Raw genomic sequence first — 24,071 nt, forward strand, 5'->3', positions numbered from 1 at the left:
TACGCGTCAGTATCCGTGTTGAACGATGGTGGATGATACCGGGAGCGGACCGTCGGCGCGGTCCGAACCGGCGGCGAAAGACCGATAGGCGGCGCCGCCGAGTTTCGGATATGGCCCTCGCCGACGCCTTTCTCACACCGCTGGGGCTGGTCGCCCTCCTCGCCGTCGTCCCCGTGGTCGTCCTCTATCTCGTCCAGCCCGACCCCCGCCGCATCGAACTCCCCACCCTCCGCCTCCTGCTCGACGACGACGAGCGGGACGCGTCGAATCCCCTGCTCGAACGGCTCCGGCGCAGCGCCCTCCTCCTCTTGCAACTGCTCGTCATCGTCGCGCTCGCGCTCGCGCTCGCCGGCCCCTACGTCTCCGTCTCGGAGAGTCAGACCGTCGAGGAGACGGTGATCGTCCTCGACGGCAGCGCGAGCATGGGCGTCGAGACGGACGGCGGGACGCGCTTTACTGCCGCCGTCGCCGACGCCCGCGAGGCGGCCACCGGCACCAACGCCGTCGTCTTCGCCGGGAGCGAGAGCCGGATCGTCCTCCGTTCGGGCGGGGGCGACGAGGTGGGTCGCACCCTCGACGAACTCGCCGTCGTCGACACGCCGACCGACCTCGGCGCCGCCATCTCGCAGGCCGCCTCCATCGCCGGCGAGAACGCCCGGATCGTCGTGTTCAGCGACTTCGCCGACGACACCGGCTGGACCGGCGCCGTCCGCTCCGCTCGCGCCCGTGACCTGCAGGTAGACCTCCGACAGTTCGCGGGGGGCGGCGCGGCGAACGTCGGCATCGTCGACCGCTCGTTCACCGGGTCCAACGTCACCCTCTCGGTGAAGAACTTCGGGGACGCGGAAGTCACCCGGTCGGTCACGCTCGGGGACCAGCGCCGGTCGGTCACCCTCGGTCCCGGCGACCTCGAACGCGTCTCGCTCGCCGTCCCGGCCGGCGGCGGGCGGGCCCAACTCGCCCCCGGCGACGACTTCCCCACCGACGACGCCGCCTACGTCGCCGCCCCGGCCGATCCGACGGTGGACGTCCTGCTCCTGACCAACGACCGCAACAGATATCTCGCGACCGCACTCTCGGTGATCGACGAGGTGGACCTCACCGTCGACCAGCCGCCGACGACGGTGGCGGACGGCTACGACGTGATCGTCTACAGCAACCTCGATCCCGAGCGACTCCTCCGGAGCAACGTCGAGGCCGGACGCGACGTGATCGAAGCCGGCGGCGGCGTGGCCGTCGTCGCCCAGCCGTCACCCCCCGACCGCCTCGGCGACCTCCTGCTCCTCTCGCCGTCGGGCGTCGCCAGCAACCCCTCGGTCGGACAGGTGACGACCGACGAACTCACCCGCGGCATCGACTTCCCGCCGCCGGAGCGGTATCTGACGGGGACGCTCCGCGCCGGCACGCCGCTCGTCCGAACCGGCGGCGGGACGCCACTCGTCGCCGTCCAGCAGCGCGGGGCGGGACGGGTCCTCTACTACGGTTCCGTCGCCGACGACGACCCGTTCCGGTTCAACTACCAGTACCCTGTCTTCTGGAAGCGGGCGACGTTCTACCTCGCGGGCCGGGACCCGCTCCCGACGCTGAACCGCGAGACCGGCGGCCGCCTCCAGTTCGCGAACGAGACGCGCGTGGGGACGCCCGACGGAACCGTCTCGGCCCAACTCGTCCCGCTCGACCGAGTGGGCTTTTACACGACCGGCACCCGCCGCATCGGCGTCTCGCTCTACAGCGAGGCCGAATCCGACGTGGCCGCCCAGCCGCTCGACGCCCGGGACGACGGGACGGGCGTCACCAGCCGCGAGGAGGAACGACAGGTGCCCCGGCCGCTGACGCCTTTCGTCGCGCTCGGGGCGTTGCTCGTCGCCGTGGGTGAACTCGCCTACCTCCGCCGGAGGGGTGACCTATGACGCCCCTCGCAGTCCGGACGACGCTCTCGGATGGCACCGTCGTCGGTCTCGAACGGCCGGCGCTACTCGTCGCGCTCCCCGTCGCCGTCGTCCTCTTGGCCCTGCTGGTCCGCTATCGGGCGACGGGGACGGCCTCGACGCGGAGCCGGCGGCTCCTGCTCGCCTCGCGGGTCGTCGTCGCGACGCTGATCGTCGTCGCCGCGGCCGGGCCCTTTACCGTCGTCACGATGGAGACGCAGGGCGACCCCACCGTCTCCCTGCTCGTCGACCGCTCGGACAGTACGGCCGTCTCCCCCGACGTGGCCGAGAGCCTGGCGACGGCCATCGAGGACGAGGGCGTCCCGGTCACCACCTCGACCATCGCACAGGGAACGGACTCCCGTATCGGCGACGGGGTCGCCGCCAACCTCCGCGAGAACGGATCCGTGGTCGTCCTCTCCGACGGACAGGTGACGGGCGGGGGGAGCCTGACCGAGACGGCGGAGTTCGCCCGCTCGCTCAACGCCACGATCAGCACCGTCCGGACCGAACCGACCCGCACCGAGCGCTACGTCAGCCTCGCCGGGCCGAGCAAGGCCAGCGTCGGCGTCGAGAGCCGATTCCTGGTGCAGGTAAACGGCGTCCAGACCGACGCGCCGGTCGAGGTGACCGTCTCCGTCGACGGCGAGGAGGTCACGACCGAGCGCCTCGACGACGGCACCGGGAGCGTCCCCGTGAGCTACACGTTCGAGGAGACGGGAAGTCACGAAATCACGGCCGAAATCGGCGGCAGCGACGTCTACCCGATCAACGACGAGGCGCTGAAGACCGTCCGCGTGGTCGAACAGCCGCGGGTGCTCTACGTCTCCCGTGGCAACTACTCCCTGCAGTCCTACCTGACCCAGCTCTACGACGTGGAGACGGCGCAATCGGTGCCGGAGAACCTCGATCCGTACTACGCCGTCGTAATCCAGAACGTCGCCGCGGATGATATGGGCGAGGTCGACGAACTCCAGCGCTTCGTCATCGACGGCGGCGGCCTCCTGATGGTCGGCGGGCCGAACAGCTTCGAGAACGGAGGGTACGCCAACTCCTCCGTCGCCGCGACGCTCCCGGTGACGTTCGGCGAGTCGGCGCCCGGCAGCGCCCGTATCGTCATGCTCATCGACGTCTCCGGGAGCGCGGGCGAGGGGATGCGCATCCAGAAAGCCATCGCGCTCGACGCCCTCTCACAGCTCGACGACGAGAACACGGTCGGCGTCGTCGGCTTCAACTACCAGGCGTACGGCGTCGTCCAGCCCGAACCGCTGAGCGACAACCGCGACACGGTCGAGGATCGGATCCGGCGCCTGCAGGCCGGCGGCGCGACCAACATCGCCAACGGCCTCCGCGGCGCCGAGGAGATGCTCGGCGGCCAGCGCGGGACGATCATCCTCGTCAGCGATGGCGGCGACACCGAGAGCCGCTCCGCGGTGGTGGCGAACACGCTCGGCCGCCAAGACATCCGCGTCATCGCCGTCGGCGCCGGCCGCAACGTCAACGAGGGCGTCCTCCGACGGATCGCCGAGGAGTCCGGCGGCAACTACTTCCGCGCCGACGAGACCGAGCGCCTCCGCCTCCTCTTCGGCGGCGGGAGCCGACAGTTCCAGGGCGACGGCCTCACCATCGTCGACTCGGGGAACTTCATCACCAGCGGCGTGACCCTGGAGTCGAATCCGGGGCGGGTCAACGACGTGTCGATGCGTCCGGGCGCGAACTTCCTCGTCGCCGCGCCGGACGGGACGCCCGCCGTCGCCTCGTGGCGCTACGGCCTCGGCCGCGTCGCCACCATCACCACCTACGGGCCGGACGGCGGCCTCGACGGCCTCCTCCAGCAACCCGACTCCCTGCTGGTCACGAAGTCGGTCAACTACGCCATCGGCGACCCCGAGCGCAAGGCCGCTGGCGTGACGGACGTGGCCGACACCCGCGTCGGCGAGCCGACGACCGTGATCTACCGCGGCGAGTCGCCGCCGGGAGACACCGACCTCCCCTTCACCGCCGTCGACGAGGGCGTCTACCGGGCGCAGGTGACGCCGACGAGCGTCGGGTTCAAGGGCGTCGCGGGGGCGACCTACGCCGCGAACTACCCCGCCGAGTACGCCGGCTTCGGCACGTCGTCGGCGCTGACCGACGCGGTGCGCGCGACCGGCGGCCGGCAGTTCGAGCGGGGACAGGCGGCCGCAATCGCCGACTTCGCCCGCCAGCAGGCGACGCGAATCCGCGACGTGCGACAGACGTGGGACTGGGCGTTCCTGCTCGCCGGCCTCCTCCTCTTCGTGACGGAGGTGGTCGTCCGGCGGCTTCAAGTGTACAACGGGCGTACACGCAGCGAGAGTGGTCTCCCATGAGCCTCATCGGTCGCTCGATTAACGTCGCACTCGCCCTCCTCATCTGCGTGTCCGTCGCGGGCACCGCCGGCGCGACCCTGTTCTACCAGGAGTCGGTCGAGGAGCTCGACACCGAGAACAGCCAGCTTCGCGAGCGGAACGAACAGCTCCGTCAGGACCTCCAGGAGACCCGGAGCGACCTCCAGGAGACCCGTCAGCGGCTGCGGGAACTGAACGAGAGCCTGCAGACCACCCGGAGCGACGTGGGACAGGTCTCGGAGAACTTGGAGGAGACCGAGGGGCAACTGGAGTCGACGGAAGAGGAACTCGCGTCGACCCGGCAGAACCTGCGGTCGGCCCAGCAACGGGTCGAGGAACTGCGGGGAGAGGTGAACACGCTCGAATCCCGAAACAGTCAGCTTCGGTCCGAGGTCGGCAACCTCGAATCGGCCAACCGGAACCTCCGCGAGGAGCGGAATCGGCTGCAAGCGGACGTGGACGACCTGAACGACGAAGTATCGCAACTGGAAAGCGAGGTGAACGACCTCGAAAGCCAGGTCGAGCGTCGTGACGACCAGATCCAGCAACTGCGACGCGAGAACGACCGGCTCCGCAGCGACCTCGAAGCAGTGTGTAGACAGGTCGAGGACCCGCCCTCGGAGTGTCCCTGATCGCCATGTCCGAAGCCACTACCGACGCCGAAACCGACACCGGAACCGACCCCGACCGCACCCCCGAGGAACGAAAGATCCGCCGCGCCCTCGAGCAGATCAGACGCGAGGGCTGGAAGGTGGCCGTCATCTACGCCGCCATCGACGCGGCGCTCGCGACGCTCGTCGTGAACCTCGTCGCGACGGTGCTGGGCGGCGTCCCCTCGCTCCCCGCCCGCCTCCCCATCCCCCGAGCGATACTCCGGACGCTCCGCGAGACGGCCGGCGTGACGCTCGCGGAGCCGACGGTGTCGAGCGCCGCCGTCGTCGGCGCCGCCGTCGGTCTCCTCGTCTTCGTCGGCGAGGTGGCCGTTCGGGGGCGACGGCCGCTCGTCGAGCAGTTCGAGGCGGCCAACCCCGCGCTTCAGGAGTCGCTCCGGACCGCGCGTGACGCCGTGCGCCAGGATCAGGGCTCGCGGATGGCGCGACGCCTCTACGAGGGCGTCCTCGCCGACCTCAAGCGGGCGTCGAGCGTCGGCCTGCTCGACCTCCGACGGGTCGCGGTGACGGTGCTTTTGATCACCGCGGTGAGCGTCGCGACGATCCATCTCGCCGTCGTCGACATCTCGCTCGCCGGCCTCGGCGACGGGCCGGACGCGAACACCCCCGGCGGCGGCACCACGTCGGAGTACACCGGTCTCCAGGACGGCTCGTCGATCCTCGGCGACCCGGAGGACGTCCCGGAGGGCTCGGAGGATCTGGACGCCACCATCGACACCAGCGGCTCGGGGAGCGGGTCGGGGGCGGACGCGGAGTCCGCGACGGCCTACGAGGACAGCGGCTTCGGCGGCCCGGAGTCCGTCGAGAGCCAGCGCGCGGGCTTCACCGAGCGCGAACAACTGGAAGACGCGGAGCTGATCCGCGAGTACAACCTGCGGATACGCCAGGAGACGAACGACGAATGAGCGAACCCACGGTAGACATCGACCAGTTACAGCAACGACTCGCTCGCGTTCGCGAGGAGGTCGGCAAACGAATCATCGGCCAGCGGGAGGTGCTCGAAGGCCTGCTCGTCTGCATCCTCGCGGACGGCAACGCCCTCCTCGAGAGCAATCCGGGACTGGGAAAGACCACCATGGTCCGGACCGTCGCCGACGTGACCGACCTCGACTTCTCGCGGGTGCAGAACACGCCCGACCTGATGCCTTCCGACATCACGGGCACCGAGATCATCCGCGAGGCGGGCGGGGAACGGGAGTTCGTCTTCGAGCGCGGCCCCATTTTCGCGAACGTCGTCCTCGCGGACGAGATCAACCGCGCGACGCCGAAGACCCAGGCCGCCCTACTCGAAGCCATGCAGGAAAAGCAGGTTACGGCGGCGGGTGAGACGTACGACCTCCCTCGCCCCTTCTTCGTCCTCGCGACGCAGAACCCCATCGACCAGGAGGGGACGTACCCGCTCCCCGAGGCCCAGACCGACCGCTTTCTCATCAAACTCGTCCTCGATTATCCCTCCTACGAGGAGGAACGCGACATCGTGAACCTCTACACCGGCAGCGGCTCGGGGGGTGCGGCCCCGGCGGTCGACAAGGTGCTCACGCGCGAGGAGATCAAACAGATCCAGTCGCTGGTGCGCGAGGTGCCCATCGCCGACGACGTGCGCGACCGCGCGATCCGGCTGGTGCGGGCGACTCGCGAGGCCGAGACGGTCGACTTCGGCGCCAGCCCCCGGGCCAGCATGGGCCTCGTCCTCACCGCGAAGGCGCGGGCGTTCCTCCGCGGCCGCAACCACGTCTCGTGGGAGGACGTCGAGGCGATGGCGGCGCCGGTGCTTCGCCACCGCATCCTGCTCGACTTCCGCGCGGAGCGCGAGGGCCTCTCGACCGACGACGTGATCGCCGACCTCGTCGACGAGGTATGACTATCGACCCCGACTTCCTCGACGAACTCGACCGGTTCGAGGCGTCGCTCAACCAGCAGACCTCGGCGATCAAGAAGGGCGAACAGGAGTCGCCGAGCGTCGGCGAAGGGCTGACCTTCAGCGACTACCGCCGCTACTCTCCCGGCGACGACACCCGCCTCATCGACTGGCGGCTCTACGCCCGCACCGAGGAGTTCTTCATCAAGCAGTTCGAGGAGGAGCGCAACCTGACCGTCCACGTCCTCCTCGACGCGAGCGCGTCGATGGACTTCGGCGAGGGCGATCAACACAAGTTCGAGTTCGGCGCGAAGTTGGGACTTGGCTACGCGTACCTCACCGCCGAGGAACACAACGACTTCCGCTTTTCCCTGTTCCGGGAGCGCTCGGAGCGCATCGACACCGGAAAGTCGACGCGCGGGGAGGTGCTGGCGCTCGTCGACCGCCTCAACGAGACGACGCCCGAGGGCGAGGCCGACTTCGAGTCGGCGCTCTCGACGTACGCGGCGTCGATCCGCACGCGCTCGCTCGTCGTCGTCGTCACCGACTGTATCGGCGATCTCGATGGCCTGGAGACGGGGCTTGCCTCGCTCGCGCGCAACGAGGTGGTCCTGATTCAGGTCCTCTCGCCGGACGAACTCGACCCCGAAGCCGGCGGCGACACCATCTTCGAGGACCTCGAATCCGACCTGACGCGACGGACGTACTTCGGCGGGCGACTCGCTCAGGAGTACCGCACCCGCGTCGACGAGTTCGTCGACGACGTGGCGGACCGGGCGCAGGACCTCCGGCTCACCCACGCCCTCGTGGCGACCGACGAGGACTTCTTCGACGCCTTCTCCACGGTGTGGATCGGGTAGGTTTTTCCATCCGCCCACCCTACGGCGGCGGGATGGCCTACGACGCCCTCGTCGCCCGCCTCGCCGACGGACTCGACCCCGTGCGCTTCGGCGCCTTTCCGGACGGGAGCGTCGACGACTACTACCGGCTGCATGGCGGCGAGTCGACCGTCACCTCGCGGTCGTCGTTCGCCGCCGCGATCACCGCCGGCCGGGACTCCTTCACGCTCGAACACGTCGTGACCGAGGCGGGCGGGCAGGCGGTGAACGCGGCCCGACAGGCGGCGGCGCTCGGCGACGACATCCTCCTCGCCGGCCACCTCGATCACCCCATCTTCGAGTTCGACTTCGAGACGGCCTCGATGGGCGACCCCGCCCGCGTCAGGGTCTGTCTCTTCGAGGCCGACGACGTGATGTTCGTCGAGGAGTCGGCCGACCTCGCCGACTGGTCCGTCGCCGACCTGCGGGGGGCGCTCGACGTCGACGCCTTCCTCGAACGCGACGCGCTCTGCTGTACCAACTGGGCGTCGGTGCCGGGACTCGGACCGTCGTTTCGCGACATCGCGGCCCGCGACCCCGACGGCGGCGTCTTCTGCCTCGACCCCGGGCCGCTGTCGACGGCGCAAGCGAACGACCTGCTCGACGCCCTCCGACCTCTCGGCGACGCGTACGACGTGGTCGTGAGCGTGAACGACGACGAGGCGGGCCGACTGGCGGCGGCCGTGGGCCACGACGGGCGACCGACCGAGTCGGCCACCCTCGACGCTATCCGGGCGGCCGCGAACGCGACGGGCGTCGTCGTCCACGGCGCCGACGCCGCCGTCGCGTCGACCCCGGACGGGCGCGTGTCGGTCCCCACCCTCGACGTGTCGCGGGGGCTGACCGAGACGGGGGCGGGCGACCGCTTCAGCGCCGGTCTCGCCCGCTCGCTGGCGGCGGGGTGGGTGTGGGACCTCGCCGTCGCGATGGGCAACGCCTGTGCCGCCCACTACGTCGCCGGCGCGGGGACCGGCGGCGTCGACGACTTGCGGGCCCACGTCGACACGCACCGGCCGTAATCGAAACCCTATACTGTCGGCCGAGCGGCGGTTCCACATGGGCTATCTGCAGTGGTCGATTCTCGCGCTCCTCGCGTACTCGGCGGTCGCGCCGCTCGTCGGGTTCGCGACGACCGGCAACCCGAAGATCCCGAGTTTCGTCGCCGCACTCATCACCAACGGCCTCCTCCTCGTGGCGACCGTCGCCGTCGTCCTCTATCAGGGCCAGTCGGTGGCGACGTACCTCGGTCACCCCAAGGCCCCCTACCTCTATCTCGCCGGCCTCTTTCTCGCGGTGGGGATCCTCGCGTACTACCGCGCGCTCTCGCTCGGTCCCGTCAGCGCCGTCGTCCCCATCTTCGGCACCTTCCTCGTCATCAGTGCCGCCATGGGCGTCCTCTTCCTGAGCGAGTCGCTCACGGCCCGGAAAGTCGCGGGCATCGGCTGTGCGATGCTCGGCATCTACCTGGTCTCGACGTAGCGGTCCCAAACGATTTTCTGTCGGCTCGGCGAACGGTTCCCCGTGGCCCGAATTGGTCCCATCCCCGAACCGTGGCGCTACGCACTGCTCGGCGGCCTCCTCGCCCTCCCCGGAACGGCCTATCTCTACTGGCAGTCGGGTACCGAACTCTCCGTCGGCCCGGTCCTGCTCGGTGGGGTCGTCGCCGGCTACCTGTATCGAGGCACGGAGCGGCGACGCGTCGGCGTCCGCACCGGCCTGATCGGCGGCCTCCCGGCGCTCTGGATGCTGGCCGACGCCCTCGCCGTCGTCCCCGGCGTCGGCGGCCCGGCGTGGTTCCGGGTCGCTGCGGGCGGCATGGGCGTCCTCACGATGCTCCTGTTTACCCTGCTGGCGTTCGCGCTGGCCGCGGTGGCGGGCGTCGTCGGCGCGGCGGTCGGCGACTGGCTGTCGGAAAAGACCGGGCGCCGACGGTCGTCGCCCGCGGACGGCTGAGCCGCCCGTTGCGCCGACGGGGGGTATTTGGGCGTCCGGAGGCTACCGCGGGTATGGCACTCCCGGAATCCGACTCGGACCTCGAACGCGGTGATCCCGCCCCGGACTTCGAACTGCCCGGCATCGACGGCGAGACGTACACCCTCGACTCCTTCGCCGCCGACGCCCTGCTGGTCGTCTTCACCTGCAACCACTGTCCGTACGCGCAGGCGAAGTTCGACCTGTTGAACGACCTGGCGGCCGACGACGACGTGGCCGTCGTCGGCATCAACGCCAACGACGCCGCGGAGTATCCGGAGGACTCGTTCGAGAAGATGCAGGCGTACGTCGAGGACGGAACCATCGCGTACGACGCCTACCTCCGCGACGAGACGGCCGAGGTGGCCCGCGCCTACGGCGCCGTCTGCACGCCCGACCCCTTCCTCTTCCGACGCGAGGGGGGGACGTATCGGCTGGCGTACCACGGCCGCCTCGACGACGCCATGAGCCCGGACGAGGCCGCGACCGAACACTACGTCCGGCAGGCCATCGACGCCGTCCGCGCCGGCGAGCCGGTCGATATCGATCCCGGCCCGTCGCGTGGCTGCGGGATCAAGTGGCCGTAGGCGAACGATTCAGAAGGGTTGGACGCCTACGTACGGTATGCAAGGGACCGACGCCAAGCCGATTCGCGTCGAGACGGCCGCCGAACTCGACGCCCTGATCGACGCCCACGACCGACTGCTCGTCGAACTGTTCACCGAGGGCTGCGGCGCCTGCGCCGCGATGGAGCCGGTGCTCGGCGTCGTCGCCCGGGAGACGGGCGTCCCCGTCGCCCTCGTCAACCCGCGCGACGACCCCGTCCTGATCGAGCGCTTCGACGTTCGGAGCGTCCCGACCCTCGTGCGGTTCGAGGACGGCGAGGCGGTCGACCGACTGGCCGAGGGGTTCGTCGGAGCGGACCGCGTGATCGAGTTCCTGCGCTGAGCGGTCGACGGCGACGCGTCCCCCACCGTTCTACATCAGGAGCGTCGCGCCGAGACCGAGCAACAGGACGATACCGATCACGCCGCCGACGAGCAGTTCCCGCTCGCTGTCGCCCGTTCCGAGCATCACGAACAGGAGTCCGAGGACCGCCGCGACGATGGCCGCGACGGCGTAGACGGAGCTGAGGACGCCGACCATACGTGGTATTCGGTGGCAGGGATTGAAATATTCTTGGCCGTCCGTCACCACGAGGGCGTGAACCGGGGGCGTCCACGCCCCACGTCGTCACTCCGCCGCCCGCGTCTCCAGCGCCTCGCGGGCGTTCTCGACGGCCGTCTCCCGTTTCGCGGGGTAGGCCTCGACTTTCGCCCGGAGGGTGATACCGTTCCCCTGTCGAGGCTCGCCGCGGAAGGCGGCCTGCTTGTCGAGCGTGAGATAGAGCGAACAGTCCTCGGAGACCCGCTCGTCGAGTTCGTCGAGGAAGGTGTCGTAGTCGGGGAGTTCGACCAGCCGGTCGAGGACGTAGCGCACGTCGTCGGCGTTCTCCAGCCGCGCCGAGAGGACGACGATCCGGTCGCCGTGGTGGCCCGCCGTCACCTGCCGGTCGAGTTCGGACTCCTCGGGGAGGTAGGTACGGAGCGCCGCCTCGACGCGCTTCTCGTCTTCGGTGGCGTAACAGAACGTGCGGAGGTCGACGTAGTGAAAGGGGACACTCGACATGCGGGGGGAGTCGGCGTTACTCGTCGTCCGCGTCGTCGCCGTCGGCGGCTTCCAGGGCGTCCTCGGGGACGCCGGTCTCCTGTCCGTCCTCGAAGCTGACCGTGTACGTGGCGTCGCCGAACATCGTCTCCATCACCTGCGTGATCGTTCCGGTGTCGCCGTCGTACTCGCTGTGTTTGTCGTGGAGTACGACCGAATCGTCTTTCTCGAAGCTCATGGCCCGTCGTTTCGCCGGCGCACATTTAAGCGCGCTGATTCGGGGAAACGCGTGACCACGGCTATAAGTTCGAGAGGGAACACCTGACGGTATGGACCGAACACGGCGCGGATATCTCGCGGCGGCGGCGGGGGTCGGCCTCGGCGCGACGGCCGGCTGTCTCGGCGGCGGAAGCAGCGGTGCGAGCGGCTGTACCATCGAGGACGAACCGACGGTGTCCGAACTCGCGGCGCCGACGCTCGGCCCGAGCGACGCCGACGTGACCGTGCTGGCCTTCGAGGACTTCGCCTGCCCGCACTGTGCGACCTACAGCCTGGAGGTGTTCCCCCAGCTTCGCTCGGAGTACGTCGAGAGCGGCGTCGTTCGCTACGAGTTCCACGACTTCCCCATCCCCGTCGACGAGCGGTGGTCGTGGCAGGCCGCGAGCGCCGCCCGCGGCGTCCAAGACGAAACCGACGACGAAACCTTCTTCGAGTATTCGCACGCCCTCTTCGAGAACCAGGGCGACTTCTCGCAGGCGCGGATCACGGAACTCGCGAACGACGTCGAGGCGCCGGGCTGTGCGATTCAGGCCGACGCCGTCAACGAGACGTACCGCCCGGTGATCGAGGCCGACCGCCAGCGGGCCGTCGACCGCGGCGCGGGGGGGACGCCGGCCGTCTTCGTCGCCGGACGCGCCGTCTCACCGACCTACGACGCCATCGCGAGCGCCATCGAGGCCGAGCGGTAGGGTTCGACGACTGCACCACGGGGCACTTATCCGTCGGCGTCCAAGCCGGGACCAATGAGCGACGAGTCGGACGGCGGACGGACGCTCGGCCGCCGCCACCTCCTCGCCGGCGTCGTCGGCACCGGCCTGCTGGGGGCCGGCGTCGTCGGCAGCGGCGCCGTCGATCTCGGTACGGGCGACGCGGGTCAGCGACGCCTCCCCGTCGAGGTGACCACCCTCGACGCCGTCGGCTCGACGGCCGGCACCACACGGGTCCCGTCGCCGGAGACGCCGACCGTCGTCGACTGCTTCGCGACGTGGTGTGGCCCCTGTATCGAGCAGATGGACGCGCTCGGCGCCGTCTACGACCGCTACGGCGACCGCGCGGCGTTCGTCTCCGTCACCAACGAACGCTTCGGCGGCGGCCTCGACGCCGACGACGTGCGGGCGTGGTGGCGCGAGCACGACGGCCGGTGGACGCTCGGCCACGACCCCGAGGGCGACCTGTTGGCGGCGCTCGGCGCGAGCGGCCTCCCCTATCTCGCCGTGACCGACGGGTCGGGATCGGTCGTCTGGACCCACGGCGGCGTGGCGTCCGTCGAGACGCTCGACCGGCAGGTCGCGTCGGTGCTGTGATGATCGACGCCGCCTTCGCCGGCACGGTCACCTTCGCCGTCGGCGCCGGCCTCGCCACCTTCTTCGCACCCTGTGCCTACCCCCTCCTGCCGGGATACGTGGGCTACACGCTCCAGGGCGACGAGACGGGACTGGCCGGGGCGACGGCGCGGGGACTGGCCGCCTCCGCCGGTGCCGTCGTCGTCCTCGCCGCAGTCGGGGGGCTCCTCCTCGCCGTCGGCGGGCGTCTCGCCCGGCACCTGACGCTGCTCGAACCGCTGGTCGGCGCTGCGCTCGTCGTCCTCGGTGTCCTCGTGCTGACCGACCGGGCACCGACGCTCCATCTCCGCCTGCCCGAACGGCGGGCGTCGGTGGCGGGGGCGGCCGTCTTCGGCGGCGGCTACGCCCTCGCCGCCGCTGGCTGTGTCGTTCCCGTGGTGCTGGGCGTGTTCACGCAGTCGCTCACCCTCGCCCCGTCGCAGGCTGCCGTCGCGCTCGGAAGCTACGCGGCGGCGACGGCGCTCCCGCTGACCGGCGTGACCCTCCTCTCGGCCGTCGGGAGCGACGCCCTCCGGACGTGGAGCGCGCGCGTCGGGACGGTGCAGCGTCTCGCGGCTGTCGTCATGATCCTCGCCGGGGTGGCACAGATCGTCGCCTCGCTTCGGTATCTCGGCGTGGTGTGACGACCGCCTTCGACGACCGGACCAGATACGCTTTGAGCGTCGCGGCCTTGCGTCCGATATGGACCGACGGACGTATCTCGGGACGCTGAGCGCGACGGCGCTCGGCGGGGCCGCCGGCTGCCTCGGCGTCGGCGGCAACCCGAACACGACGCTCGGCGAACCGGACCGCCCCGAGGGAGTGACGAGCGAGGCGCTCGCCTACCCGGCGTGGGGCGAGCGAGTGCCCGACGTGACCCTCCCCGATCCGCTGACCGACGAGCGAATCGATCTGCGCGAGGTGGACCGGCCGACCTTCGTGAGCTTCTTCTACTCCAACTGCATGAGCGTCTGTCCCCGACTCGTCTCCGCGCTCCGGGAGGTACAGATCCACAGCGTGGAGAACGGCTACGCCGACGAGGTTGGGTTCTATCCGATCACCTTCGATCCGCAACGTGACACCGCGTCGACCCTGCGGGAGTACGCCGACCGGATGAACGTCGACCTGTCGGCGGGCAACTGGCACTTCCTGCGCCCCGACGGTCGGGAGCGGGCGAAGACCGTCCTCGAAGAGGAGTTCGGGTTCGTCTTCAAACGGGACGAACCGGACGACGGCGGGAAGTACATGTTCACCCACATCGGCCTCGTGCTCCTCGTCAACGCCGACGGGTACGTCGAACGCGCCTACCGGGATCGGGAGGGGACGGAGGGCCGGTACATCGCGGACCTGGAGCGGGTTCGGTCGGGCGGGGGCGGCCTCCTCTAGTCGTGCCCGGAGACGGGGACGGGTTCGTACGGCTCCTCTAAGTACTCGACGTCGCTGTCCGAGAGATCGATCTCCAGCGCCTCGACCGCGTCTTCCAGATGTTCGACGGAGGAGGTGCCGACGATGGGGGCGTCGACGTGGTCCTTGTGGAGCACCCACGAGAGCGCGATCTGCGCCATCTTCACGCCCCGTTCCGCGGCGAGTTGCCGGACGCGTTCGTTCACTTCCCGCCCGCCACCCTCGCGGTAGGGGTGTTCGTACAGGCGCCGCTCGCTCGCGCCCCGGGTCGTGGCGTCCACGTCCTCGTCGGGGCGGGTGAGATAGCCCCGCGCCATCGGCGACCACGGGATGACGCCGATTCCCGCCCGGTCACACAGGGGGAGCATCTCGCGTTCCTCCTCGCGGTAGACGAGATTGTAGTGGTTCTGCATGGTCGCGAACCGATCCAGCCCCAACCGATCGCTCGTGTGGAGGGCGTCCGCGAACTGGTGGGCCCACATCGAGGAGGCGCCGAGATACCGAACCTGTCCGCGTCTGACGGCGTCGTCGAGGGCGCGAAGCGTCTCCTCGATGGGCGTGTCGTAGTCCCAGCGGTGGATCTGATAGAGGTCGACGGTGTCCATCCCCAACCGGTTCAGGGAGTTCGACAACTCCTGCTCGATGGCCTTCCGCGACAGGCCGCCGGAGTTGGGGTCGTCCTCGTCCATGGGGAAGTAGCCCTTGGTGGCGACGACCTGCTCCTCGCGGCGCCCCTCCAGCGCCTTCCCGAGGACGCGTTCGGACTCGCCGTTCGAGTACATGTTCGCCGTATCGAAGAAGTTGATCCCCAACTCGACGGCACGGTCGACGAGTTCCATCCCCTCCCGCTCGTCCAACACCCAGTCGCGCCAGTCGCTCGTCCCGATACTCATGCAACCGAGACAGAGGCGCGACACCTCCATGCCGGTGGACCCGAGCGTAGTGTACTCCATACCGAAAGCTGACCGCGGTGTGACAAAAAGCTACGCCGCACCGGCCACACCGTTTTGCACCCCCGAGCCTAACGCCGGCCATGACCGTCTGGCTGCTCGGCGACCAGCTCCACCCCGAGAGTCACGTCCTCGACGGCGCCGACAGGGTCCTCCTGATCGAGGCAACGGCCTTCGCCGACCGGCGATCCTACCACCCCCAGAAGCTCGGCCTCGTCTTCGCCGCGATGCGTCACGCCCGCGACCGATTGCAGGATGCGGGCTACGAGGTCGAGTACCGCCGGGGCGACAGCTTCGGCGACGCCCTCGACGCCCACTTCGAGACGCATCCGGGTGACGACCTGCGACTCATGCGCCCGCCGAGCCACGGCGCCGCCGACCGGCTGCGCGAACTGGTCGAATCCCGCGGCGGAACGCTCACCCTCGTCGACGACGACCGGTTCCTCTGTTCGCCCGCGGCGTTCGACGAGTGGCACGGCGGGGGCGACTTCCGCCACGAGGACTTCTATCGCTGGATGCGACGGCGCGAGGGCGTCCTGACGGCCGACGGCGACCCGGTCGGCGGGGGGTGGAACTTCGACGAGTCGAACCGCGAGACGCCGCCCGACGACTGGTCCCCGCCGCCGGTACCGCGGTACGAACCGGACGCCCTGACCCGCGAGACGCTCGACTGGGTCGAGGAGCGGTTCGACACGTGGGGCGAGCGCGAGGGGTTCGCGTGGCCAGTCACGCACGAGGACGCCCGGGACGCCCTCGATCACTTCGTCACCCACCGCCTCCCCGAGTTCGGGCCGTATCAGGACGCGATGGTCGGCGACGAGTGGGCGCTCGCTCACTCCCTGCTCTCGTCGTCGCTGAACCTCGGCCTCCTCGGCCCACGGGAAGTCGTCGACGCCGCCGTCGGGGCGTGGGAGCGCGACGCCGCGCCCATCGAGAGCGTCGAGGGGTTCGTCCGGCAGGTGCTCGGCTGGCGGGAGTTCATGCGGCACGTCTACCGGCGGACGATGCCCGACCTGGCCGAGGGCGACCTGCTGGACCGATCCCGTGACCTCCCGTCACTCTACTACGACGGCGAGACGCGGATGCGGTGTCTGGACGAAGCGGTGTCACACGTCTACGACCACGGCTACGCCCACCACATCGAGCGGCTAATGGTCCTCTCGAACTTCGCGACGCTCGTCGGCGCCGACCCGCACGAACTCAACGAGTGGTTCCACGTCGGCTTCGTCGACGCCTACCACTGGGTGACGACGCCGAACGTCCTCGGGATGGGGACGTTCGCCACCGACGCGTTCACCTCGAAGCCGTACGTCTCCTCCGGCAACTACGTCGACAAGATGAGCGACCACTGCACGGCCTGTCCGTACGACGTGGACGCGACGACGGGCGAGGACGCCTGCCCCTTCAACGCGCTCTACTGGGACTTCCTGAAAGAACACGAGGAGACGCTCCGGGGGACGGGGCGGATGGGGCTGATGTACAGCCACGTCGACCGGAAAGGCGAGGCGGAGTGGGCGGCGATCCAGGACCGGGCGTCGAAACTGCGCGAACGGGCGGCGGAGGGGTCGCTGTAGCTCGGCGCGTCGAGAAAAGTCGAATCTTCGTTCGTGCGTCGCTACCGACCGACCGAGCCGGGACTCGGATCGGTCCGATACGGGTGTTGTAAGTCAGTTCCGGCGGTCGCCGACCACCGGAACACAGTTACAACACTCCGTATTACAGCCGCTGGAGGTTGGTCGCTCGTGGGCCCTTGTCGGCCTGTTCGATGTCGAACTCCACCTCCTGTCCTTCTTCCAGGTCCGGACCGCCGATGTCTTCCATGTGGAAGAAGACGTCTTCGTCCGAATCTTCAGTCTCGATGAACCCGTAACCGCCAGTGTCGTTAAAGAACGCAACCGTACCTGTCGCCATTGCGTCCACTACGACGAAAAGCAGCCGTATAAGGTTTCCGGGGGATTTCACGGAATCGCGCGTTTGTTCAACGGTGAGTCGGGCGGAATGCGAGTTCGACCGTCGTCCACGTCCGCGTCACTGCTCGCGACCGAGCGTGTGAAACTCCGCGTTCGGGCGCATGTCCACGAAGCTCGCCAGCCGGTTGCTGAGGTTGAAGAAGGCCGTGATGGCGCCGATGTCCCAGATTTCGCGCTCGGAGTAGCCGGCCTCGGCCAGTCGGTCGAGATCGTCGTCGGTCACTTCCCACGGTCGCTCGGTGAGTGTCACCGCCACGTCGAGCATGAGCAGTCGCTCGTCGCTCACGTCCGCGGTGCGGTAGTTGGCGACGAGCTGGTCGGCGAGCAGGGGGTCGTCGGCGTAGATGCGCACCAAGGCGCCGTGGGCGACGTTGCAGTAGTAACAGTGGTTGACGCCGGAGACGGCGACGACGATCATCTCCACCTCCTCGCGATCCAGACTCGTTCCCTCGACGAGGGCGTCGTGGTAGTCGACGAACGCGCGGAACTGCTCGGGGGCGTAGGCGAGCGCCGCGAAGACGTTGGGCGTGAAGCCCGCGCGCTCCGTCTCCGCGTCGATACGCTCGCGCAGGTCGGCGGGCAGGTCCTCGTAGTCGGGCACCGGGAACCGGGTCATCGCGTCGTCGTTCATACCCTCGCGTCGGGCGGCGCGTACAAAAACTCACGCCACCCGGAGGGCGACGAAACCCGCCGCCGCCGTCGCACACACCCCGACCGCGAGGAGGACGTAGTTCGCCAGCGTGTTGTCGGCGCGGGTGAGGTAGACGGAGAAGTCCCGCCCCGACAGCGGCCAGAGGGCGGGAACGCCCGCGGGCGTCAGCGCGTCCGCGAGGAGGTGTGCGAGGATGCCGAGGGTGCCGATGCCGAAGCCGAAGGCGACGAGGGTCGTCCGATCACCGCCGAGAACCGAGGTGAGACCGATGCCCGCACCGGCGCCGACGGCGCCGACGAGGAGGGCGAAGGCAAGCGTATGCGTGGGACCACGGTGGGTGATGCCGGGGATGCGGTGGTCCACGTCGGGGAGCGTCGACAGCCAGAGCATGGCGGCGCCGCCGACGACGGCGAAGCCGGGGCGCCCGAGGAGCACGAACGCGAGGCCGACGGGTGCGAACACGAGCAGGGAGACGCCCCAGTGGCCACGACGGTACATAGAGTGTCGTGAGCGGGGCACCAACCAGAACCTTTCGGCCGATGGATACGGTTATCGCTCCCCGGCGCCTCTCTCGGTCGTGCTCGGCGGACTCGTGGCTGGACTCGACGCCCTCCCCGCGTGGCAAGCCACGGCCGTCGTCCTCGCGCTCTCTCTCGGGGGCGCCGTCCTCCTCGAACTGGTGGGCGTCCGTCTCGCCCGCCGTCTCACCCGCCGAACCGAGACGACCCTCGACGACATCGTGTTCGAGGAACTCCGGGTGCCCCTCGTCGTCACCGTCGCCCTCGCGGGCGTCTACGTCCTGACGCGCGTGGAGTCCGTGGCGACGGCGACGCTCGTCGACGCCCGCACCCTCTCGCTGTTTTTCGGCCGCCCCTCGCTGACGGTCATCGTCCTCGTGTGGGCGCGGGCGCTCAACCGCGTCGTCAACCGCCTCGTCGAGGCGGTGAAGGATCGGGGCGACCGCTTCGATTTCGCCCCCGTCTTCTCGAACGTCTGGACGCTCGTCGTCCTCGTCGGCACCGTCGCCGTCCTGCTCTCGCTGTGGGAGTACGACATTTCGCCCCTGCTGGCAGGGGCCGGCATCGCGGGCATCGCCATCGGCTTCGCCGCCAAGGACACCGTCGCCAACTTCTTCGGCGGGATCGCGTTGTATTTCGACGACACCTACAAACTCGGGGACTTCGTCGTCCTCGACTCCGGCGAGTCGGGAACGGTCGTGAAGGTGGGCGTCCGCTCGACCACCCTGCTGACTCGCGACGAGGTGCTCGTCACGGTGCCGAACTCCGTCCTGAACGCGACGCGGGTCACCAACGAGTCGGCGCCGGGCCGACGCCGGCGGGTCCGGGTGCCCGTCGGCGTCGCCTACGGCACCGACATCGACGCCTTCGAGGACCTGCTGGTCGACCTCGCGCTCGCGGAGTCGCTGGTGCTCGACGCCCCCAAACCGCGGATGCGATTCCGGCGGTTCGGCGACTCGGCGCTCGAGTACGAACTGCTCTGCTGGGTGAACGGCCCGACGCGGGCGGCGCGGGCGCGCCACGAACTCAACCGCGTCATCTACCACGCGCTCGACGACGCGGACATCGAGATTCCGTACCCGCGAAGCGACGTGACGGTCAGGGAAGCGGACGAGGCGGCGACGGACGAACGCCGGCCGCCCGGCGACGACGCCGTCGCTGGCGGTCGGTGAGAACGGAGTGTACGTTACCGGTTGCCCACGGGACGGGGACCGCATGATCGTGTGGTGGTCAGGGGGCCGCCGGTGGCGTCACTCCTCGACGACGATCATTCCCTCCATGCCCGCCGCCTCGTGCGGGACGCAGAAGTAGGCGTGTTCGCCGGTCGTCTCGAAGGTGTGGACGTACGACTGGCCCTCTTGTACGGCGCCCTCGCCGTTCTCCCAGCCGGACCGGGCGGCCTCCTCGGACTCGAAGCCGCCCGAGGCCCAGTAGGTCGCGCCCTCGGGAATCCCGTCCTCGTAGGCGACGACGTTGTGGGGTTCGCCAGCGGCCCACTCCCACGCCACCGTGTCGCCGACGGAGACGGTGAGTTCCGCCGGCTCGAATGCGACGGCCTGCATGCTGACGACGTGGTCGGCGTCGTCGGGCACGCCCTCGACGACGTTCGGGCCACCCGATAGCTCGGGGTCCTCGCCGCTACCGCTGCCACCGCCGCCCATCGACATCGCGGGCGCGTCGTCCGCGGCGCCGGCGACGGCGAAGGCCGCGTTCCGGGTCGCTTGTGCGTACCGCTCGGCGGCCGCGTCCACGTCCGCGCCGCTCTCCAGTGCAGAGACGTAGTCCGAGAGCGCGGACTCGAAGGCCTCGTAGAACTCCCGGTCGCCCGCCTCGACGGCCTCGTGGACGCGAGCGTTCTCGAAGGTCGCGAACACCGCGCTCACCAGTGGCGCAGCGTTCACGTCGCCGCCGGAGCTACCGTTCTCGACGATGGCGTAGACGGCCGCGGTCGCCTCGTCCGCGAACGTCGTCGCGGCGCCGTAGGCGTCGGCCGAGCCGGTCGTCGCCGATCGGAGGGCGCCGAGCGCCTCCTCGAAGGAAGCGTAGCGCTCCTCGCTGGCGTCCTCGACAGCCTCGTGGAAGCCGTTGGCGCCGGCCTCGAAGTAGGCGAAGGCGTCGCTCGCGACCGTCTCGGCGCGGTCGGTCGCGCCGGCCGTCGAGAGGGCGCCCGCGTCGCCAGCGCGACCGGTCACGTAGCCCGCGGCGGCAGCGCTCGCGACGGCCGTCGATCCGGCCATCGCCTCGTACTCGATCAGCGCGTCCATCGCGCCGGTGACGTGGGTTGCTACCGCCTCGTCGTCGCCGTTCCGGAAGGCGTCGGGCAGGGCCGCCAGGTGGTCCTCCTCGAAGGTGTGATAGAGGTCCTCGCTTGTCTCCTCCAGGGACTCGTGGAAGCCGGACTGGTTCTCCTCGAACAGGGCGAAGAGGTCCTCCGCGATGGTCGCGGCGACCTCGCCCTCGCCCAGCAGGTAGCGCTCGTGGGCGTCGCCGAGGCGGGCACGGAAGAAGCCGGACTGGAGGATGGCCGCGTTCTGGCCGGCCAGCGCGTCGATGCCCGTCGTGAGACCGCCGTGGACGGTCGCCACGGCGTCGTCGACGCCGGCGTCGTCGCCGTCCTCGATGGCCGTGACGAGGGCTTCGAGCCCCTCGTGTTCGAACTGCCCGTACGCCTCCTCGCTGGCCTCCTCCAGGGCCTCGTGGGCGCGGGCGCCCTCGAAGTGCTGGAAGATGGACTGGGCGGCCGCCTTCGCGGCCTCGGCCTGCCCGGCGTCGTAGAGCCACTGGGCGTCGCGGACGCGGATACGGTAGCCGTTGAGACCGGCGGCGTGGGCGACGCCTAGGCCGGGGCCACCCATGCCCGCGGCCATCTCGGCGTCGAAGCCGACCGCACCCATCAGGGAGAGGTGGGCGACTCCCGCGATGGCCTCGGACGTGAGTTCGTAGGCCGCGTCGACGGCGCCCTGCGACGAGGCTAGGGCGGCCTCGTGGACCGCCTCGGCGTCGCCGGACTGAGCCGCGGAGACGACCTCTTCCATGCCGCCCTCGAAGGCCTCGTAGTACTCCTCACCGGCGGACTCGATGGTGTCGTGAACGGCCGCTCCCTCGAAGTCGGCGAAGACCTCCTGACCGACCGTCGCCGCCGCGTCGGTCAGGCCGGCAGTCGCGAGGGCGTCCACGTCGCGGACGCGGGCGGCGAAAGTCATGATCGTGAACACCTCGGCCACGTCGGTCGACGTGCGGCCGCGCTGGGCCGAGAGCAGGTTCGTCTCCGCTTCCGCGAGGGCGTCCATCGCGTCCTCGGCCGAGCCCTCCTCCAAGCCGGTGCGGGCCGCGCCAAGGTGTTCCTCGAAGGACTCGTAGGCCGACTCGCTGGTCGACTCCAGTCCCTCGTGGGCACCCCACTCACCGCCGGCGTTCTCGAAGCGAGCGAACACGTCGCCGACGAGGCTCGCCGCCGCCGCGTGCTGTCCCGTGTGGCCGAGCGCCATCGCGTCGTGAAGACGGGCGCGCATCACGTTCCACTGGGCGGCGAGCGCCGTCGCTGCGGACGCCTCGGCCGTCGGCGTCTCCGTCGCAGTCGGTTCGGCGGTGTCCGTCGCCGTCTCGGTGTCCGTCGCCGTCGACTCGTTCGCATCGGTTCCGCTCTGGCCACCACAACCGGCCAGCCCGACGCCGCCGAGGGCGACGCCGGTGGTCTGTAGTAACCGTCGTCTGGTTTGCCGCATATTTTTTAGGCTAGCCTAAAAATACAAAAGCCCATCGGATTTTAGGCTAGCCTAAACATGGTGACTATCTGCGACAAAGAGGGGTTGGAGGGGTGTACGTTACCAGTGCCCACGGTAGCGGGGTGTCGGTGGGAGCGGGCGACTCCCGGGTTCACGCCGTCCCGATTCGGCCCTCCCGTGCATCGCGTCCGCCGATCCGTCGCGAGGTCGACCGACCGGACGGGTCGAGTGGTCGTCGTTCGAGTCGCTGCACAATTTTAGGTTAACCTAAAGGAACAAAAACGCATCGATTTTTAGGTTAGCCGAAACCGATCTCAGTCGCGAAGGAACCGGTCGAACGCGGACGTGAAGGCGGCGTCGTCCTCGGTCGCCTGTTCCCACTCGACGAGGCCGCGTTCCTCGCGGGTCCCCTCGATGGTGTTGTCGAGGACGAACGCGACGAGGCCGCCGACGGCCATGCCCGTCGATCCGATGACGTAGACGGTGTCGGCGACGGCCCGGGCGCCGAGGACCGGACCGAGGACGGCGACCCCGCGCATCCCCTCGCGGAAGGCAGCCGCACTCCCCACGTTGCCCATGTAGGCCGGGATGGCGAGACCCGTAAAGAGCGCGATGCCGACGACGAAGACGTTTCGCGAGGAGTCGAGGTCGACGTACTCCAGATTCGAGAGGCCGACGGCGACGATCTGGCCGAACATGGCGACGTAGAGGCCGCCGACGATGGGGTCGGGGATGGTCGCGATCAGTTGGCCGAAGTAGCCGACGAAGCCGACCACGAGCATCACCGCGGCACCGATCTGGACGACGTAGCGCGAGGCGACGCCGGTCAGGCCGATGGCGCCGATGTTCTCCGAGTAGGAGGTGGAGCCACCGGTGCCCATGAGGCCGGCGAAGACGTTCATCAGGCCTTCCATCCCGATGCCGTGGTTGATGCGCTCCTCGCTCGGGGCGCCGATGCCCGAGAGTCGGGCGACGGCGTGGTAGTCGCCGAACGACTCCAGCATGGAGGCCGCGACGCCCGCGAGCATCCCGATGACGTAGGCCGTCTCGACCCGCGGGACCCCCCACTGGAGCGGGTAGATGGGCATGACCGCCGGCGCCGCGGCGACGGACGCGAGGTCGACGTAACCCGACGTGCCCGGCGCGTAGACGCCCGCCACCGAGAGGACGGCGGCGATCACCCACGCGACGACGACGCCGAGCAGGACCGGGAACAGCTGAAAGGCCCGCGAGGCGTCGCCGAGATACTGCGAGAACAGGACGATCAGGCCGAGCGTCAGCCCCAGCAACCACCAGTTGCCCGTCGCGCTCGTCACCTGCGGCGCGTTGAACAGCGCGAGGCCGATCAGCGCGATGGTCGGCGCGATGATGACCGGCGAGATGAACGTCCGGAGCCGGCCGAGCAGGCCGAAGTAGCCCACCGCCACCTCCACGACGGCGGCGACGACGATGGCACCCTGGAGTTGCAGGAGTGCGGCCTCCCACGCCGGCCCCGTCGGGTTGCTCGCCTGCACGACGCCGATGACCGCGAGCGCCGGCGCCAACATCGAGAAGGGCGCCCCCTGCACGATGGGGTAGCGGTTGCCGAACGTCGTCTGGGCGAGCGTCGCGATTCCCGAGACGACGAAGAACGTGCCGACGAAGCGCGGGATCACCGACTCGGGCATTCCGAGCGCCCCCGCGAGGATCAGCGGGACGGCGACGTTCGCGCCGACCATCGTCAGGTAATGCTGGACGCCGAGCAGCACCGACGTGCCGAGCGGCGGTTTGTCGTCGATGCCGTACGAGACGAACCCCGCACGGTCCTCCCGATCACTCATCGTTCCGACCCACCAGTAGCATACCGCGCACCTCTCCGGGGAAGCATCTAAAATCGCCCGGATCGGATCGGCCGAAAGCGTCACGGCGGCGGCGGCCGTCCACCCGCCC

General features: G+C 69.6%; 26 protein-coding genes. 17 read left to right on the forward strand and 9 right to left on the reverse strand.

The genetic code is table 11. From position 1 onward, the window contains the following. Positions 1-110 precede the first annotated feature (110 nt). Genes DU484_RS14410 through DU484_RS14460 form a run of 11 tightly spaced genes read left to right on the forward strand, consistent with a single transcriptional unit; the run spans position 111 to position 10,623 of the window. On the forward strand, positions 111-1,910 hold the full coding sequence (locus DU484_RS14410; RefSeq protein ID WP_114606286.1) for a DUF7408 domain-containing protein: 1,800 nt from the start codon (positions 111-113) through the stop codon (positions 1,908-1,910). After that, positions 1,907-4,279 carry a VWA domain-containing protein gene (locus DU484_RS14415; protein WP_114606287.1) on the forward strand — a complete coding sequence of 791 codons (2,373 nt, stop codon included), beginning with the start codon at positions 1,907-1,909 and terminating at the stop codon, positions 4,277-4,279. The genes DU484_RS14410 and DU484_RS14415 overlap by 4 nt, the downstream gene beginning before the upstream one ends. Continuing rightward, the gene (locus tag DU484_RS14420; RefSeq protein WP_114606288.1) at positions 4,276-4,929 is read left to right on the forward strand and encodes a chromosome partitioning protein; all 654 of its coding nucleotides are present in this window, start codon (positions 4,276-4,278) and stop codon (positions 4,927-4,929) included. The genes DU484_RS14415 and DU484_RS14420 overlap by 4 nt, the downstream gene beginning before the upstream one ends. A 5-nt stretch (positions 4,930-4,934) precedes the next feature. After that, positions 4,935-5,873, forward strand: coding sequence for a DUF7502 family protein (locus tag DU484_RS14425; protein WP_114606289.1), 939 nt, complete (start codon positions 4,935-4,937; stop codon positions 5,871-5,873). Further along, a complete protein-coding gene (locus tag DU484_RS14430; protein ID WP_114586658.1) occupies positions 5,870-6,829 on the forward strand; it encodes an AAA family ATPase in 960 nt (319 codons plus the stop codon). The genes DU484_RS14425 and DU484_RS14430 overlap by 4 nt, the downstream gene beginning before the upstream one ends. Then, positions 6,826-7,686, forward strand: coding sequence for a DUF58 domain-containing protein (locus tag DU484_RS14435; RefSeq protein ID WP_114586659.1), 861 nt, complete (start codon positions 6,826-6,828; stop codon positions 7,684-7,686). Before DU484_RS14430 ends, DU484_RS14435 begins: the two co-directional genes overlap by 4 nt. Positions 7,687-7,718: 32 nt before the next feature. Then, positions 7,719-8,723 (forward strand): PfkB family carbohydrate kinase, encoded by a 1,005-nt coding sequence (locus DU484_RS14440; RefSeq protein WP_114586660.1) that lies wholly within the window; start codon positions 7,719-7,721, stop codon positions 8,721-8,723. A gap of 37 nt (positions 8,724-8,760) precedes the next feature. Next, positions 8,761-9,183: an EamA family transporter gene (locus DU484_RS14445; RefSeq protein ID WP_114586661.1), complete on the forward strand. Its 423-nt coding sequence runs from the start codon at positions 8,761-8,763 to the stop codon at positions 9,181-9,183. A 42-nt stretch (positions 9,184-9,225) separates the two neighbouring features. After that, complete coding sequence (locus DU484_RS14450) at positions 9,226-9,657, forward strand: DUF5518 domain-containing protein (protein ID WP_114606290.1); 432 nt, start codon at positions 9,226-9,228, stop codon at positions 9,655-9,657. Positions 9,658-9,710: 53 nt separating this feature from the next. Further along, positions 9,711-10,262 (forward strand): thioredoxin family protein, encoded by a 552-nt coding sequence (locus DU484_RS14455; protein WP_114606291.1) that lies wholly within the window; start codon positions 9,711-9,713, stop codon positions 10,260-10,262. 37 nt (positions 10,263-10,299) lie between these two features. Continuing rightward, positions 10,300-10,623 carry a thioredoxin family protein gene (locus tag DU484_RS14460; protein ID WP_114586664.1) on the forward strand — a complete coding sequence of 108 codons (324 nt, stop codon included), beginning with the start codon at positions 10,300-10,302 and terminating at the stop codon, positions 10,621-10,623. 30 nt (positions 10,624-10,653) lie between these two features. Here the strand turns inward: DU484_RS14460 and DU484_RS19615 are convergent, their stop codons facing one another. The 3 genes from DU484_RS19615 to DU484_RS14470 all read right to left on the reverse strand — a co-directional run bounded on the left by DU484_RS19615 (position 10,654) and on the right by DU484_RS14470 (position 11,560). Further along, on the reverse strand, positions 10,654-10,821 hold the full coding sequence (locus DU484_RS19615; RefSeq protein ID WP_157969578.1) for a hypothetical protein: 168 nt from the start codon (positions 10,819-10,821) through the stop codon (positions 10,654-10,656). An 87-nt stretch (positions 10,822-10,908) separates the two neighbouring features. Beyond that, positions 10,909-11,343, reverse strand: a complete 435-nt coding sequence (locus DU484_RS14465) for an RNA-binding protein (protein ID WP_114586665.1) — start codon at positions 11,341-11,343, stop codon at positions 10,909-10,911. Between the two features lie 16 nt (positions 11,344-11,359). Continuing rightward, positions 11,360-11,560 (reverse strand): DUF1918 domain-containing protein, encoded by a 201-nt coding sequence (locus DU484_RS14470; RefSeq protein ID WP_114586666.1) that lies wholly within the window; start codon positions 11,558-11,560, stop codon positions 11,360-11,362. A 91-nt stretch (positions 11,561-11,651) separates the two neighbouring features. Here DU484_RS14470 and DU484_RS14475 point away from each other — a divergent pair, with 91 nt between their 5' ends. Genes DU484_RS14475 through DU484_RS14490 form a run of 4 tightly spaced genes read left to right on the forward strand, consistent with a single transcriptional unit; the run spans position 11,652 to position 14,309 of the window. Continuing rightward, positions 11,652-12,290: a DsbA family protein gene (locus DU484_RS14475; protein ID WP_114586667.1), complete on the forward strand. Its 639-nt coding sequence runs from the start codon at positions 11,652-11,654 to the stop codon at positions 12,288-12,290. A 54-nt stretch (positions 12,291-12,344) separates the two neighbouring features. Next, positions 12,345-12,905, forward strand: coding sequence for a TlpA family protein disulfide reductase (locus tag DU484_RS14480; RefSeq protein WP_114606292.1), 561 nt, complete (start codon positions 12,345-12,347; stop codon positions 12,903-12,905). Beyond that, complete coding sequence (locus tag DU484_RS14485) at positions 12,905-13,567, forward strand: cytochrome c biogenesis protein CcdA (RefSeq protein WP_114586669.1); 663 nt, start codon at positions 12,905-12,907, stop codon at positions 13,565-13,567. The genes DU484_RS14480 and DU484_RS14485 overlap by 1 nt, the downstream gene beginning before the upstream one ends. Before the next feature lie 58 nt (positions 13,568-13,625). Continuing rightward, complete coding sequence (locus DU484_RS14490; RefSeq protein ID WP_114606293.1) at positions 13,626-14,309, forward strand: SCO family protein; 684 nt, start codon at positions 13,626-13,628, stop codon at positions 14,307-14,309. Here the strand turns inward: DU484_RS14490 and DU484_RS14495 are convergent. Next, complete coding sequence (locus DU484_RS14495) at positions 14,306-15,280, reverse strand: aldo/keto reductase (protein ID WP_114586671.1); 975 nt, start codon at positions 15,278-15,280, stop codon at positions 14,306-14,308. The genes DU484_RS14490 and DU484_RS14495 overlap by 4 nt on opposite strands. An 80-nt stretch (positions 15,281-15,360) precedes the next feature. Between DU484_RS14495 and DU484_RS14500 the strand changes: the two genes are divergently transcribed. Next, a complete protein-coding gene (locus DU484_RS14500) occupies positions 15,361-16,851 on the forward strand; it encodes a cryptochrome/photolyase family protein (RefSeq protein WP_114606294.1) in 1,491 nt (496 codons plus the stop codon). Positions 16,852-16,993: 142 nt separating this feature from the next. Here DU484_RS14500 and DU484_RS14505 read toward each other — a convergent pair whose 3' ends face one another. The 3 genes from DU484_RS14505 to DU484_RS14515 all read right to left on the reverse strand — a co-directional run bounded on the left by DU484_RS14505 (position 16,994) and on the right by DU484_RS14515 (position 18,397). Next, the gene (locus DU484_RS14505; protein ID WP_049938024.1) at positions 16,994-17,188 is read right to left on the reverse strand and encodes a cold-shock protein; all 195 of its coding nucleotides are present in this window, start codon (positions 17,186-17,188) and stop codon (positions 16,994-16,996) included. 117 nt (positions 17,189-17,305) lie between these two features. Continuing rightward, positions 17,306-17,878, reverse strand: a complete 573-nt coding sequence (locus tag DU484_RS14510; protein ID WP_114586673.1) for a peroxidase-related enzyme — start codon at positions 17,876-17,878, stop codon at positions 17,306-17,308. Between the two features lie 30 nt (positions 17,879-17,908). After that, positions 17,909-18,397: a metal-dependent hydrolase gene (locus DU484_RS14515; RefSeq protein WP_114606805.1), complete on the reverse strand. Its 489-nt coding sequence runs from the start codon at positions 18,395-18,397 to the stop codon at positions 17,909-17,911. A 79-nt stretch (positions 18,398-18,476) separates the two neighbouring features. Between DU484_RS14515 and DU484_RS14520 the strand changes: the two genes are divergently transcribed. Next, the gene (locus tag DU484_RS14520; protein WP_262342797.1) at positions 18,477-19,589 is read left to right on the forward strand and encodes a mechanosensitive ion channel family protein; all 1,113 of its coding nucleotides are present in this window, start codon (positions 18,477-18,479) and stop codon (positions 19,587-19,589) included. Between the two features lie 78 nt (positions 19,590-19,667). Here the strand turns inward: DU484_RS14520 and DU484_RS14525 are convergent, their stop codons facing one another. Further along, positions 19,668-22,142: a DUF5059 domain-containing protein gene (locus tag DU484_RS14525; RefSeq protein ID WP_114606295.1), complete on the reverse strand. Its 2,475-nt coding sequence runs from the start codon at positions 22,140-22,142 to the stop codon at positions 19,668-19,670. A gap of 314 nt (positions 22,143-22,456) precedes the next feature. Then, on the reverse strand, positions 22,457-23,962 hold the full coding sequence (locus DU484_RS14530) for a uracil-xanthine permease family protein (protein WP_114606296.1): 1,506 nt from the start codon (positions 23,960-23,962) through the stop codon (positions 22,457-22,459). Between the last annotated feature and the right edge of the window lie 109 nt (positions 23,963-24,071).

Origin of the sequence: Haloplanus rubicundus, from assembly GCF_003342675.1 — an archaeon.
In the GTDB taxonomy this organism is placed as follows: domain Archaea; phylum Halobacteriota; class Halobacteria; order Halobacteriales; family Haloferacaceae; genus Haloplanus; species Haloplanus rubicundus.